The sequence below is a fragment of the Moraxella marmotae genome (assembly GCF_042219885.1).
In the GTDB taxonomy this organism is placed as follows: domain Bacteria; phylum Pseudomonadota; class Gammaproteobacteria; order Pseudomonadales; family Moraxellaceae; genus Moraxella; species Moraxella marmotae.
In genome coordinates this window covers 23,916-37,695 of the sequence record NZ_JBHJHR010000001.1, presented here as the reverse complement: position 1 = coordinate 37,695, position 13,780 = coordinate 23,916, and the positions used below count along the sequence as shown (strand labels likewise).

General features: G+C 46.3%; 12 protein-coding genes. 11 read left to right on the top strand and 1 reads right to left on the bottom strand.

The features are described 5' to 3' along the window. The first annotated feature begins 63 nt into the window (after nucleotides 1–63). From ACFBZI_RS00270 to ACFBZI_RS00240, 7 genes are read left to right on the top strand one after another with little or no spacing between them, the layout of a single operon-like run. Entirely contained in the window at nucleotides 64–396 is a 333-nt protein-coding gene (locus ACFBZI_RS00270; protein ID WP_375714482.1) for a phage tail assembly chaperone family protein, TAC, read from the top strand. A gap of 23 nt (nucleotides 397–419) precedes the next feature. Further along, nucleotides 420–722: a phage tail assembly protein T gene (locus ACFBZI_RS00265; RefSeq protein WP_375714481.1), complete on the top strand. Its 303-nt coding sequence runs from the start codon at nucleotides 420–422 to the stop codon at nucleotides 720–722. Between the two features lie 5 nt (nucleotides 723–727). Further along, nucleotides 728–4,330 (top strand): tape measure protein, encoded by a 3,603-nt coding sequence (locus tag ACFBZI_RS00260; RefSeq protein ID WP_375714480.1) that lies wholly within the window; start codon nucleotides 728–730, stop codon nucleotides 4,328–4,330. Then, nucleotides 4,331–4,660, top strand: coding sequence for a phage tail protein (locus ACFBZI_RS00255; protein WP_375714479.1), 330 nt, complete (start codon nucleotides 4,331–4,333; stop codon nucleotides 4,658–4,660). 18 nt (nucleotides 4,661–4,678) lie between these two features. Next, nucleotides 4,679–5,080 carry a hypothetical protein gene (locus ACFBZI_RS00250; RefSeq protein WP_375714478.1) on the top strand — a complete coding sequence of 134 codons (402 nt, stop codon included), beginning with the start codon at nucleotides 4,679–4,681 and terminating at the stop codon, nucleotides 5,078–5,080. Further along, nucleotides 5,073–5,720, top strand: coding sequence for a phage minor tail protein L (locus tag ACFBZI_RS00245; protein ID WP_375714477.1), 648 nt, complete (start codon nucleotides 5,073–5,075; stop codon nucleotides 5,718–5,720). The genes ACFBZI_RS00250 and ACFBZI_RS00245 overlap by 8 nt, the downstream gene beginning before the upstream one ends. A 1-nt stretch (nucleotide 5,721) precedes the next feature. Next, the gene (locus tag ACFBZI_RS00240; protein ID WP_375714476.1) at nucleotides 5,722–6,492 is read left to right on the top strand and encodes a C40 family peptidase; all 771 of its coding nucleotides are present in this window, start codon (nucleotides 5,722–5,724) and stop codon (nucleotides 6,490–6,492) included. Here the strand turns inward: ACFBZI_RS00240 and ACFBZI_RS00235 are convergent. Then, nucleotides 6,452–6,652, bottom strand: a complete 201-nt coding sequence (locus ACFBZI_RS00235; RefSeq protein ID WP_375714475.1) for a ribbon-helix-helix domain-containing protein — start codon at nucleotides 6,650–6,652, stop codon at nucleotides 6,452–6,454. The genes ACFBZI_RS00240 and ACFBZI_RS00235 overlap by 41 nt on opposite strands. Before the next feature lie 397 nt (nucleotides 6,653–7,049). Between ACFBZI_RS00235 and ACFBZI_RS00230 the strand changes: the two genes are divergently transcribed. Genes ACFBZI_RS00230 through ACFBZI_RS00215 form a run of 4 tightly spaced genes read left to right on the top strand, consistent with a single transcriptional unit; the run spans nucleotide 7,050 to nucleotide 13,773 of the window. Beyond that, nucleotides 7,050–7,670, top strand: a complete 621-nt coding sequence (locus tag ACFBZI_RS00230; RefSeq protein WP_375714474.1) for a tail assembly protein — start codon at nucleotides 7,050–7,052, stop codon at nucleotides 7,668–7,670. Further along, a complete protein-coding gene (locus tag ACFBZI_RS00225; protein ID WP_375714473.1) occupies nucleotides 7,667–12,433 on the top strand; it encodes a TipJ family phage tail tip protein in 4,767 nt (1,588 codons plus the stop codon). Before ACFBZI_RS00230 ends, ACFBZI_RS00225 begins: the two co-directional genes overlap by 4 nt. Beyond that, nucleotides 12,426–12,722 (top strand): hypothetical protein, encoded by a 297-nt coding sequence (locus ACFBZI_RS00220; RefSeq protein ID WP_375714472.1) that lies wholly within the window; start codon nucleotides 12,426–12,428, stop codon nucleotides 12,720–12,722. Before ACFBZI_RS00225 ends, ACFBZI_RS00220 begins: the two co-directional genes overlap by 8 nt. Then, entirely contained in the window at nucleotides 12,709–13,773 is a 1,065-nt protein-coding gene (locus ACFBZI_RS00215) for a hypothetical protein (protein ID WP_375714471.1), read from the top strand. Before ACFBZI_RS00220 ends, ACFBZI_RS00215 begins: the two co-directional genes overlap by 14 nt. Nucleotides 13,774–13,780 lie beyond the last annotated feature (7 nt).

The window sequence follows — 13,780 nt, the reverse complement described above, 5'->3', positions numbered from 1 at the left end:
GGTTAATTCACCCAAGCCTTGCGATACCGCAGGGCTTTTTTTTAATCAATTAAGGTAAAAAATATGAGCAAACGCAGCAATGTATTAATCGAAGCATTTTTAAACAAATCTCAACTATCTAAATCAACCCTATCAAGTGTTGCACAAGAATTTTATTTAAAAAAATTAACCATCGGCGACCAAGCCAGTCTTTATGCCACCAAAGATGATGATAATCCATTTTCTCAGATGATGACCATGATTTGGCTGTCGGTGTGCGATGCTGATGGCAATCGTGTCTTTGAAGATGTCGAAGCGGTCAAAGCGTTAGACTCACAAATCGCCACAGAATTGATTGACAAAATTAATAAGCTCAACAGCTTTGACAAAGACAGCGAAGATTTAGAAAAAAACTAATCACCGACAGCAACCGCCGCTTTTTGTTTAAGCTCGCTGGTCATCTGGGTAAAACGGTCGGCGAGCTTGAGAGCAGTCTAAGCATCGCCGAATTTGCTGAGTGGCAAGCCTTTGACCAGCTAGACCCCATCGGCGGATTTCGTGGCGACTTGCAAGCGGCAATTGTCGCAGCGTCAATGGGCGGCGGTAAGCTGTCGGATTATCTGGTGATTGACCCCAATCCGATGACTGATGAGATGCGTGAAGAATACGAGTACAGACAGCGATTACAACAGCTGACAGATGAACAAAACGCCTTAATTCAAGTTTTTAGCAATGTTGAGTAAAAGATATGTTTGCAAGTTTACAAATCGCACTGTCTGCCAACACGGCAAATTTTAGCCGTGGCATGAAAAAATCACGACAAGATGCCAAAAAAACCAGCGAAGACATCAAAAATAACTTCGGTTCGGCATCATCACAAGTCAGCAAAAGCCTAGAAAAAATTAACCGCCAAATCGACAACTACCGTAAAAAAATTGAAGGCTATCATAAGGGCGTTGCCGTGGTTACTGCTGCCGTGGGTGGCTTGACCGCTGCCTATGCCAGTATGTCTAAGATTGTCGATGTGCAGCGAGAATTTGACAAGCTAAACGCCAGTTTAATTACCGTTACAGGCTCATCTGCCAATGCCGCTGCGGCTATGGAAGATTTGAAAAAATTTGCCAAAGAAACGCCATTTGGCTTATCGCAAGCGGTGGACGGCTTTGTCAAGCTAAAAGCCTTGGGGCTTACGCCATCGATTGATGCTCTAACCAGCTTTGGTAATACCGCATCGGCGATGGGTAAAGACCTAAATCAGATGATTGAAGCGGTGGCGGACGCAGCGACTTTTGAATTTGAACGCCTAAAAGAGTTTGGCATCAAAGCCAACCAAGAAAAAAACAGCGTATCATTCACATTTCAGGGTATCACAACCACGGTGGGTAAGAACGCCAAAGAGATTGAGCAGTATCTGACCAATATTGGTAATGTGCAGTTCGCTGGGGCGATGGCAGAGCGAATGAAAACGCTGGACGGTGCAATTGCCAGTCTTGGCGATAGCTGGAATGAGCTGTTACTAAAAATCGGCAATTATAAAGTGTTCGATACCAGTGTTATGGATTTGCTTGCCGCTGCCGCTCGGCGTGCTGGTGATGCCATCGACTGGCTGTCTGAGCATCTTAATATCATCGTCGCTGGTATCAGTGTGCTGCTGGCAACACTTGCCAGCCGTGTGATTGCTACCGCTACCAGCACCGCTGCCGCTTGGGTGGCATCATCAGCGGCTAAAGTGCGTGCCAATATCGCTGAAGCAGCGAGCCTACAGGCTCAATCGGCGATGATTTATAATTATCAGCGTCAATTTGTACTGCTGCGATTGACCAAAACGCATTATATTAACACCATCAAAGAAACCACCAAAGCCACGCTTAACTATGTCCGTGCATTGCCCAACAAAATCACCGCCATCAAACAAAGTACTTTGGCAATGATTAACAATACCAGAGCAATGTTTACTAAAGCAAACGCTCTCAAGGCTTTAACCGCCAGTGCATCGGTGGCGAGCCGTGGTATCATCAGCCTAGGCGGTGCGTTTGCGTCGATGGGACGGCTGATACTTGCCAACCCCATTATGACCATTGCCGCCATCATCTCTGCTATCATTGTCCGCACTATGGGACTACAAAAAGCGATGGATAGCTTATCTGATGCTATTGATGTCGTGGGTGAGTTATTTGGGCGGTTGGTAGATTGGGGTATTGATGGCTTTGGTAATTTGCTCAATTCAGCTGGTGAGTTTCTCAGCGGATTTTTGGGGCAATCCGAAAGCACCACTGGCGGCGTTACTGGTTATTTTTCACAGATGTTTGCTGGCACCAAAGGCGGATTTGTTGGCTTGATACAGGTTGCCGCCAGTGCGTTTGACCGCATGTCAGGCTTTGCGGTGGGCTGTGTCAGATATATGCTTGATAATTTCAACCGTTTTAAAAATCAAGCGATTAACTTATTTATCAGTCTTGGTAACGCCATTGGTAGTTATTTTTCTAGTCGTATTAATACGGTGATTGACGGCTTAAACTGGGTTAATGGCAAGCTCGGTGGTGATGCCGATTATATCCCACACTGGCAATTTACACCCGGCAGCATGACACCCGTGTCCGATGTTCAATTTTCTGCGACTGGCGGTACCAATTTTCGTGGGTTGGTTGATGATGCCATTGGTACTGTTGACAACAAAAAGAAAAACCAAGGCGGCGGCGGTGCTGGTAGCGGTGCTGGCGGTAGCGGTGCTGGCGGTGCTGACAAAGGCAAAAGTGGTAAGGGCGGTAAGGGTGGTAAGGGCAACGGCAATCACAAGCCACACCATGAAAAACAAGAAAAACCCGACACCACAATTCAAGATGCCCTCAATGAAATGACGGTAAAAAATGCCAAACTGGAGTATGAAGCTAAACAATTATTAAACAATGTTTATTCTGATATGCTGTTTGAGATTTCAGATGAGTATGGCAAATTTTACAAAGCGACTAAAGAACAAAAACAAGCTTTATTGCAACTGGCAAAAGAAGAAGATTTGCTCACTGCCACTAAAAAAGCCCATGATGAATTTAAAAATATTGGGCGAACATTGAAGCTTATCGGCAAAGAAAACCCATTTGATGCTTTGCTTTATGATTTGTACGATGTCAGAAATGAACTGAGCGTACTCGATGAGCAAACTAAACAAAATTGGCTACTGCTTGAAGCTCAAAAGCAATCTGCTCAAGTCTTGCACGAACTTAAAGAAAAAACAAAAGAGCTGTCTAATGAAGCCGCACTGGTCAATGAACAATCAGAGTATCGGCGAGAATTGCTACAAATTGAGCAAGAAACCACCAAAACTTTGGAAAAATACGCTGGGCTAAACCAAGGCAATACTAAGCAAGTCTATGAGCAAATCATCGCCAATCATAAACTGTACGAAATCGAACAGAAAAAATTGGCGACTGAAAAAGCTTATCTACAAATCAAAGCCGATAACCAAAATGAAGAAGAAAAGCAGTTACAAACACTCACCAGCCAGCTTGATGTGCTAACAGAACAAGCCAAAATCGTGCAAGAGATGGGCGGTGATACTTATGCCATCGAAACACTGTCCAAAAAGCTAATCACCGACGCCATCGGCTTGCCAGAACTTAGTAACCCTTATGGAGATTTGGCTGATGAAGCGGTCAAACGCCAAAATTTGCTAGATGCTGGCATCGAACAATTGTTAAAAAATGAGCAATTAAACGAAGAGCAACGCATCAGCATTAAAAGATGGGGAGCTGCCGAGCGTGAACGCATCGAGAAAAACTATCAAGACTCAGTTAATCGCATGATTTTGACCGACAGCGAGAATATGTTTGGCTCGCTGGCGTCCATTGCCCGTGATGGCTTGGGTGAACAATCCAAAGTTTATCGTGCGATGTTTGCGATGCAGCAGGGCTTTGCAATCGTGCAAGCAACCATGGCAATGCAACAAGCCATTAGCCAAGGACTTGCCAAGGGCTTTCCGATGGGGCTGGCAGATATGGCATTGGCAGCCGCTGAAGGTGCAAAAATCGTCAGTGCCATCAAATCCGTTGTTATGCCAGTCGGTCAAGCCCACGACGGCATTATGTCAGTTCCCAAATCAGGCACTTGGAATCTAGAAAAGGGCGAGCGAGTGCTGCCCAAGCACACCGCAAAAGCCCTAGATAAAAAGCTGGACAGTATCGGTGGTGGCGGTGGCACGGCAATCAATATCAGCGTTACAGTCAATAGCAATGGCAGTAGCGATGTACAAAGCGATGCCCAAGCTGGCAAGAGCTTTGGCAATGCCATCAAAGCAGCAGTACAAAACGAGCTAATGCGACAACGCCGCCAAGGTGGCATGCTTTACGGAGTGTAAATGAAAACCTTCACTTGGAAAATGAACATGGGTGCGTCAAGCGAAACGCACCACGCCATCACAAAAACCCAATTTGGTGATGGCTATACGCAGCGTGTCAGCCATGGCATTAACGCCAAACGCACGGACTGGAGCGGTGTCAAGACTGGCGATTTTAACACTGTGATTAAGCCGATTATGGATTTTCTCGATGAACATAAAGGCGTGATGCCATTTTTGTGGACAAATCCGCATGGGCAGACGCTCAAATATGTTTGTGCTGATTATTCAGTCAGTCAAAACAAGGGCAATTTTTGGCAAATTAGCCTAAAATTTGAACAAACTTTCTAACTCAAAACGGAGCAAAACATGAACGAACTTACAACCCTTTCACGCCTAGAAGCCAACACTATCCAAAGCTTTATTGCTCAAGTCGATTTTTGGCTTGGGCAACACGGCGAAAAAGCGGATAAAATCGAAATCACTTATTACCCTGATGATGACGGCTTTGAAGTCGTGAACAATGAGCAAAACAACGGCGTACTTAAGCGTAACCGTGCCACTCGTTTTCGCACCGAAATTCTGGCATGGGCGATGAATATGCTCAATCAGCTAACCAATTATGACCCAAGCAAAGAAGTCAAAGCCTTTGCTTGCGTGTATAAAAACGGCGAATTTGGCGTGTTGGCAGAAGTCGGTGATGCGTCTGAAGACAGCGAAGAATTGGATAGCGAAGATAGCGAAGAATTGGGCAACAAACAAGATGAGTAATTTTAACACTCAGGTTCAACAAACCAGCGTTGAGAATTTCTTGACGCTGTATGAGCTGGATTTACGAAAATTGGGCGGTGAGATTTACCGCTTTCATGGGCATAATGATGGTGTCATCACTTGGCAAAACAAGCAATACACGCCCATTGCCATCACATCAGATGGTCTTGAAATGCGTGGCGATGGCAAAGCCAGCACGCCTAAGCTCACCATTGCCGATACTTTAAATGGCGTAAACGGAGCGATTGGGGCGTTATGCCGTATGTACGATGACTTTGCTGGGGCAAAGCTCACCATCACTCACGCCATCGGTGATGAGTACAAACAGCAGATTTGGTTTGTTGAGCAAAAAACCACCGAAAATCCATCATCTGGCGTGCTTGAATTTGAATTATCAAACCCAGTGGACTTTGAAAATCGCAAAATCCCCGTGCGAACCATCACCAACTTTTGTCATTGGGCGGTGATGGGGCAATATCGTGGCGAAACCTGCGGCTATACTGGCACGGCACGCTACACCATCGACGGCAAGCCTACCGATAATCCGCTTCTAGATAAGTGCGGCGGCTGTATGTCAGACTGTCAAATCAGGGGCAATGTCGCACGCTTTGGCGGTTTTCCTGCGGCAGGGTTGGTATGATATGCTAAATGATATTTTTAACCACGCTTGGCAATGCTACCCTAGCGAGTGCTGCGGACTTATCATCAACGGCAAATACCACCCTTGCACCAATATTCATCATGACCCCAAAAATCATTTTGAGATTGCTGCAGATGAGTATTTGACGCTTGAGAACTTAGGCGAAATTACCGCCATCGTCCACAGCCACCCAGATGGCGAGCCATTGCCCAGTGAGTTTGACCGTGTGCAAATGGGGCTACACGGCGTGGATTGGTGGATTGTAGGGCTTGGGTATTCACCGACTGGACAAAAGTATCAAGCGATACAAAAGCACAAGCCCACCGACTACCAAAGTCCGCTCATCGGCAGGGATTATATCCATGGCGTGCAAGACTGCTATACCTTGGTGCGTGATTATTACGCCCGTGAGCTTGCTATTGACTTGCCAGACTTTGAGCGAGCAGATGGCTGGTGGGAAGATGAAAATCATGAACCGCTGTATCAAGCCAATTTCGCCCAAGCTGGCTTTGTTGAAGTCGATACACCACAAAAACACGATGTGATTTTATGCCGTGTCGGACGCACGCAGCACATTAACCACGCCTTAATTTACTTAGGCGATGGCAAATTGACAAGCGAAAACGCCAGCGACATTATCGGCGATAATATCGTCTTACACCACCCCCATAGCCGCCTGTCGGTGCGTGAGATTTATGGCGAAAACTGGCAACGGCGGACGGCGATGGTGGTTAGGCATAGGCAGCTTGCCAAAGCTCCACCGCTTCCATGATGATGATATTTTTGGTTTTGCCTGTGCTTTTGGCAAGTTCGTCCAGTCGCTCGGCAAACTCAATCGGCACTTTAAAGCCGATATGTTTGACGCCACGGCGAGCATCGCTTTCTTTTTGGATTTGGCTGCGGGTTTTGGGATTGGCAACAATCTTTGGCATTTGACATTTTCCTGTGTTATGGTATGATAGGGGTTAAGTAAGGGGGTGAGCGGTGTTTCCTGTCCGCTCCGCCATATCATCTGCTGATGACTTAGGCGTTTATCTTAGTAAGCTGGTAAGCTATACAAGATAAAGACCAAAACGATGAGTGCTGTTAATACTTTCATCGCATTCTCCTTACATCGGTTGGCGGTTATTTCCCTTAGGTAAACCGTTTAACCTAGCAAGGCAAGGCTCGACCCCTTGCCTTGTTGTGTATATTATAGTTATAACTACTCTAAAAGTCAAGTAATTTCTACACTTTTTTATAAAAAGTTGTGAATTATTTGGCTTTTTTGTTGTCTAAATTTCACCGCTTTTGCATTGTGCAAGGGCGGTTTTTTATTGGGTAAATCTCATGAAAACAATCCAACTGCACGGAATTTTAGCCAAAAAATTCGGTAAATTTTTTCGGCTCAAAGTACAAACCGCACGAGAAGCTACGCACGCTTTGGCGTGTCAAATCCCTGCGTTTCGTCAATTTATGCTAGACAGCGAAAAGCACGGCTATCGCTTTGCCGTGTTTACTGGCAAGGTCAGTAAAGCTAATAACATCGGCGAGAACCGCCTAGACTTTATCACTGATAAAAACACCATTCATATCGTACCCAAAGTTATCGGCAGTGGTGGCAAGGCAATGGCATGGCTACAAGTGGTGGCTGGGGTGGCACTGATTGGCGTGGGGGTTTTTCAGGGCAATTTCGCCCTAGTCGGTGCAGGCGTTGGCTTGCTGTTGGGCGGTGTATCAACGCTACTCATGCCCACACCGCCACTTGGCACGCAGGACGAAGACGGCAATAGGGCAAATAACGGCTTTGGTGGGGCAGTTACCACTGTTGCCCAAGGCAACCCTGTGCCTGTGCTATATGGCGAGCGAGAAGTAGGCGGATTTGTGGCATCTGCCAGCATCATAGCGGAAGATAAAGTGGTGGCGGGCGTCGATGCCCCAAGAGCGAGATTAGGAGTGTTTAGACGATGATTAGCGGTGCAAAAAAACAAAAAAACCAAGCCCAAAAACCCAATATCCAAAAAGACACCACCGCCAGCACTGAATTTGTGCAGGCGTTGTATGGCTTGGCAGAAGGGGAGATTTTGGGCTTGGTGGACGGTGGTAAGTCCATTAAGCTGGACGGCACGCCCTTGATTAACGACAACGGACAGCCGAACTTTGACAATGTATCTTGGGACTTTCGAGCTGGCACGCTCAATCAAGACTACATTAAGGGCTTTAGCAGTGTGAATAACGAGAGCAATGTGGGCGTTGAGCTAAGACACGATAAACCCTATATCAAAGCCATTAATAACACCGCCCTTGATGCTGTGATTATTCGCTTAGGCTGGGGGAGCTTACGAGAACAAAAAGACAATGGCGATATTGTCGGCTATCGTATCGCTTATGCCGTCGATGTGCAGACTGATGGCGGTGCGTGGAGCGAAGTGCTGAACACTTTTATTAACGATAAGGCAAGCCAAGGCTATAAACGCAGCCACCGTATCGAGCTGCCTAAGGCACGCCGTGGCTGGACAATCCGAGTTCGCCGCACGACGCCCAATCGTGATAGTGAGCTGATTGGCGATAGCATGAGCGTGGTTGCGATAACCGAAGTCATCGACGCCAAATTGTGCTATCCTTTGACTGCTTTACTGGCGGTGAAATACGACGCTGAGAGCTTTAGTAATATCGCCAAATTATCGGTGCGTCTGCGTGGTAAGTTAATCCAAGTTCCTAGCAATTATAACCCAACGACACGCAGCTATAACGGCATGTGGGACGGCACTTTTAAGCTGGCGTATTCCAATAACCCTGCGTGGGTGTATTATGACATTTGCACGCACAAGCGGTATGGGCTAGGCTTAACCGTGGACAAATGGCAACTGTACCAAATCGCCCAATATTGCGATGAGATGGTCGATGATGGCAAAGGCGGTAAAGAGCCACGCTTTACTTGTAATGTGTACTTACAAAAAGCCGAAGACGCTTATCAAGTATTGCAAAGCCTAGCCAGCGTATTTCGTGGGCTAACATTTTGGGACGGTACGCAAATTGTTGTCGATAGCGATGTGCCAAAAGACCCAGTTTATACCTTTAGCCGCTCAAATGTGGCTGGTGGGGAATTTATCTATTCAGGCACACGCCGTAGAGACCGCCATACCGTCTTTAAAGTCGGTTGGGATAACCCTGATAACGACTATAAGACCGAGTATGAGATGATACGAGATGATTATGCCATCGCCAAATACGGCATCAATATCTTGGACATTAACGCTTTTGGCTGTACCAGCCAAGCCCAAGCCCAGCGAGTGGGGCAGTGGGCGTTAAAGACCGAGCAATTAGAGACGCAATCTGTATCTTTCAAAACTGGCTTGGACGGCTTTATCCCCAAGGTTGGCGATGTGATTAATGTGGCGGACAATGTACGAGCAGGGCGAGCGATTAGCGGACGCATTGCCGCAGTCAACGGCAATAAAATCACGCTGGACAGAAACGCTGGCAGCATAGGCAATACGATTGTCATCGGTGAGCATACCGCCAAAATTACCGCCGTTAATGATACTGTCATTACGCTAGATAAGCTAATCAATGCCAAAGCAAATGAGATTTGGGCGATGACAGCGGACGATTTGCACTTAGCTCAATACCGAGTGATGAGCATTGCTTATGATGATGCGTCGTTTAACATTACCGCCATTGAATACCGCCCAGAGAAGTATAGCGATGCAGTGCGGATTGAGCCACGCCCCATCAGCGTAATTAAGCCAACAATCTTATCCGCCCCAAGTCAAGTATTGCTAACTTCGCACTCACGCACGCACCAAGGGCAATCTATCACCACGCTTAGCATCAACTGGGAGCAAGTCAATGGGGCGGTGGGCTATATTGTGGAGTGGAAAAAAGACGATAACGCTTGGCAAAAAAGCAAAATCGCCAGCCAGTCTATCGATATTGACGGCGTGTATAGCGGTAATTACACGGCACGAGTGGCGGCGGTGGACGCATTCGACAATCAATCGAGCTTTGCTACTAGCGTCTTGACTACCGTAACAGGTAAGACTGGCAAGCCCAAAAAGCCGATTGGTCTTACCGCCAAAGGTGGTTTGTTTAGTATGATGATTGCTTGGGCGTTTGACACAGGCAGTGAAGATACCAACTTTACTGAAATTCAAGTCAGCCCTGATGGACGCACGAACATTAGCACACTGGCTACTTTTGCTTATCCGACAAATAAGCATGAAATTACAGGCTTGCAGGGCAATTTGACCCAGTTTTATCGTGCTAGAATTGTCGATAAATTGGGCAATGCGTCGGACTGGACAGCGTGGGCAAATGGCACAACCGAAGCCCAAGCCGAAAAAGTGCTAAACTTAATCAGCGGTCAAATCAACCAAAGCCACTTGCACCAAAGCCTAAGTACGCCGATTGCTAAGATTGCACCGCTTGAAACCAGCATTAACAGCACACGAAACGAGCTAAACGCCAGTAAAACGACGCTCAATCAAGCGGTAGCAAATATCACAACGCACAGACAGCAAATCACGCAAGCGGTGGCAAATATCACTAGCTTAATGAGCGATAAAAACGCCAAAACCCAGCAAATTACTAATCTGACGCAGTCGGTGAATAATCATGCGTCGTCAATTCGTGAATTGTCGGTAACGACTGGTACGCTCAATCAAAAATACGGCGAGCTAAAAACGCAGGCGGATAATGCCACCAGCCAAATCACGCAGATTACCCAAACTCAAGCCACGCAGGCGGCAAGTATCGAGCGAATGGGGGCGAGATTTGACAGTTTATCTATCGAAAATCGCAATTTGTTGATTGATAGTGAGTTTAATTCAATCAAAACTTGGAACAGTCATACACGCTCATTCACAAAAACAAACTTCAAGCACCGCCAGTTAATTCGTGTGAACTCAAATAATGTCAAGCAACAACAAATTGGTGTAGTGCATGCAACAGAACAAAACTCACTAAAACAAGGAGAAACTTACACACTATCATTCAACGCTCAAGGCACAAGCGGATTTATCAAAACTGGCTTGAATTATATCCTTTTTACTCGCCATAGCTCAGAAGGTGGTGTGTTTTTTGTTCCAAAAATCAATATCACTAATAACCTTGATACACGACACCAAATTACATTTGTCGCACCATGGACAAGTAATACTGTACGCTTGATGATTGGGGCTTTGGGTAATTTTTCGGAGTCAGATTGGTTTGAGTTCCACAGTGTCAAGCTAGAAAAAGGCAACATCGCCACAGACTGGACGCCTGCTCCTGAAGATTTGCAAACTGCGATTGATGGCAAGGCAAGCAGTGCAGATTTGCAGACGCTAAAAACCACGCTAGCCAATGCCGATACAGCGTTAAGCCAGCAAATCACCGCCATGGACGCTGCTTACAAGCAAGCAGACAGCCAAGCCAACGCCAAGATTGACAGTGAAATCACGGCACGCAGTAACGCAGACAGTGCGTTATCAAGTCGGATTGATAGCTTAGATACTGCTTACAAATCTGCTGATAGTAGCTTAACAAGCCGTATCGCTAGCGAAGAAACCGCACGAGCGACAGGCGATAACGCCAACGCCCAAGCCATTCGCACGCTAAACAGCACGGTACAAGGCATCAATGGGCGTGTCGGTACAGCAGAGAGCAAAATTACCACACTTGAGCGAACCACAAGCGATGCCACGCAAGCACTGGCAACAGCTCAAAGCCAGCTCAATGCTCGGTTTGATAATTTGGCGGTGGGCGGACGCAATCTGCTCAGAGATTCAGGCACGACAAAAACAGCAGGCTATTCTACACGCTATCGACTGACAGACGCTCCAGCCGTGGGCGAAGTGTTTTCTGTAACGCTTTGGGGCGAGCTTGGAGCGGATAGAAACGGTGAAATCGGTGTATTTAACAGTCGTGGCTGGGGCGAAATCACCAAATTAACCAAAATCTCCGATGGCGTGTACCATGGTACAGGCACTTGGAAGCTGGCAAATGGCGGAGATGACAGTGCTGATCAGGCTGATAATACGCATCTTAATCTGTACTTCTACCCACGAAATGCCAACTCTGTATCAACGATTAACAAAGTCAAAATGGAGCGTGGCAATATCGCTACCGACTGGACGCCTGCTCCTGAAGATACGCCGTCCGATGCCGTAACCACCGCCATGCTTGATGAGTACAAATCCGCTCAAGCGACCAAAGACACCGCCAATGCCCAAAAAATCACCACTTTGCAAACGCAGGTCAATGGGCAAACCGCCAGCATTCAACAGCATGCGACAAGTATTGATGGATTAAAAGCCCAATATACGGTCAAAGTTGATACTGGCGGACGAGTGTCAGGCTTTGGCTTGGCAAGTGGTGGCGGTGTGTCAGACTTTGCCGTAAACGCCGATAAATTCTATATCGCACCGCCTACTGGCAGGGGCAAGGGCATCACGCCATTTGTCGTGCAGACTACCACACAGACGATTAACGGCGTGCGAGTGCCAGCAGGGACTTATATTAATGATGCCTTTATTAAAAATGGCTCAATTAATATGCTCAAAATCGCCGATAGTATCCAGTCGGATAATTATGTGGCTGGGCGGAGTGGTTGGCGGTTGTACAAGAATGGTGAGCTTGAGATTAACTCAAGTTTTGGCGATGGCACAAAAGTTACGCTAACCAGTCGTGGCTTGGTTGGCTATTATAGCAATGGCAAAAAAGCCTTTGAATTGGGAGTTTTTAATGCTTAAAACTTACAGCAAAGACGGCAAATTGTTGGTGGGGCTTGATGGCGATTTTTTAAAATTGGTCGGTTTTATCACCGTGCCTGCCAATAAAAATGCACAGGGGCGGATTAATTTTACCGCCCCAGCTGACCGCCAAAAAGTTTATATGCCCATTGCTCAAGGCTTGGCACGACAAGATTTTGCGGTCATTCATGTGGACAATCAAACAGGCGATTATCGCTATCTTGAGCCGTATAAGTCGGACAATCGTTTTATTGCCGTGGAGTACAGAATTTATTATGGCTATATTTAAAACTTACAAAGCAGACGGCAGTTTGCTACTTGATGCCAATTTGGTCAAATATGGGCTGATTAAATCATGTGGCTTTGAATATCGTGGTGACAGTGCATCAAACCCAGCCAACATTTTGCACGATGTGGTCAAGGGCTTGTTTTCTCATGTGTTCACGGTTGATGTGGTTAGTCAAAACTGCCCAATTTGCTTTATTCATTATGATGGGACAATTTATGACAGTTATGGCTTAATCAATGGTGGGCGTGATTATAATTTCGTCTATCCCTTCAAGGTGCTAAAAGGCAAAAATGGCTATCGGTTTTATTTCGGCTCAATCTCAGCAGACCCCAGAATGCTTGATAAAATCCGCTTTTATTTTTTTGATGCGTTTATGCAAAGAGAAACCAAAGTTGGATTAAATCTGTATGACCAAAATGGCGTGCTGACTTTTTCAACCGCCAATCCGCCACTGCACATTTGTCATAGTTTGGTGGCGTATAAGCCCAAAGCCAGCTACATACCCAAGGCGATTGCTTATGACAGAATAGATGGTAGTGATGGCGGTGCGTATCTTGGTCAAATTTTACAAATCGCTCAAGTCAAACAAACGCAGCGACGAGAGCAATTGCAAATCGTCCATGATTATATCAGCCAATACCTCGAAACTGGGCAAGTGGCTGGTAAGCCTGCTGTAACCCATGAATTGAAAAGATATTATTTCAACAATCAGCATGGCGTTTGGGGGCAAGCGATGGATAACAGCTTAGATTATGTTGTCAAACTGCTGGATAAAAACAGACGCTATGCCACCTATTGCACCGCCGAGTCACAAATCGGCACAGTGGATATATTGGGCAGTTTTGGGCGTGATTTGCGTACCACAACTTTTTCAAGCATGGGCATCAATGGGGCAGTGCTGGCTTTGGCATGCGTTAAAGATGTGCCATTGTCAACTGACCGCTATGTTCTGCGTAACGGCTCAAGATTTGACTGGCTGGATAAAACCACCCAAGCGTTTCCCAATATTTTAGTGGCAGATGTTACCAATTTACCTTTTCCTTACAATTAGGGGGCAA

Excerpts from the sequence above, each read along its gene's own strand:
- ACFBZI_RS00270 (WP_375714482.1), top strand. The coding sequence starts at position 64 with ATGAGCAAACGCAGCAATGTATTAATCGAAGCATTTTTAAACAAATCT.
- ACFBZI_RS00260 (WP_375714480.1), top strand. The coding sequence starts at position 728 with ATGTTTGCAAGTTTACAAATCGCACTGTCTGCCAACACGGCAAATTTT.
- ACFBZI_RS00255 (WP_375714479.1), top strand. The coding sequence starts at position 4,331 with ATGAAAACCTTCACTTGGAAAATGAACATGGGTGCGTCAAGCGAAACG.
- ACFBZI_RS00250 (WP_375714478.1), top strand. The coding sequence starts at position 4,679 with ATGAACGAACTTACAACCCTTTCACGCCTAGAAGCCAACACTATCCAA.
- ACFBZI_RS00245 (WP_375714477.1), top strand. The coding sequence starts at position 5,073 with ATGAGTAATTTTAACACTCAGGTTCAACAAACCAGCGTTGAGAATTTC.
- ACFBZI_RS00240 (WP_375714476.1), top strand. The coding sequence starts at position 5,722 with ATGCTAAATGATATTTTTAACCACGCTTGGCAATGCTACCCTAGCGAG.
- ACFBZI_RS00235 (WP_375714475.1), bottom strand. The coding sequence starts at position 6,652 with ATGCCAAAGATTGTTGCCAATCCCAAAACCCGCAGCCAAATCCAAAAA.
- ACFBZI_RS00230 (WP_375714474.1), top strand. The coding sequence starts at position 7,050 with ATGAAAACAATCCAACTGCACGGAATTTTAGCCAAAAAATTCGGTAAA.
- ACFBZI_RS00225 (WP_375714473.1), top strand. The coding sequence starts at position 7,667 with ATGATTAGCGGTGCAAAAAAACAAAAAAACCAAGCCCAAAAACCCAAT.
- ACFBZI_RS00220 (WP_375714472.1), top strand. The coding sequence starts at position 12,426 with ATGCTTAAAACTTACAGCAAAGACGGCAAATTGTTGGTGGGGCTTGAT.
- ACFBZI_RS00215 (WP_375714471.1), top strand. The coding sequence starts at position 12,709 with ATGGCTATATTTAAAACTTACAAAGCAGACGGCAGTTTGCTACTTGAT.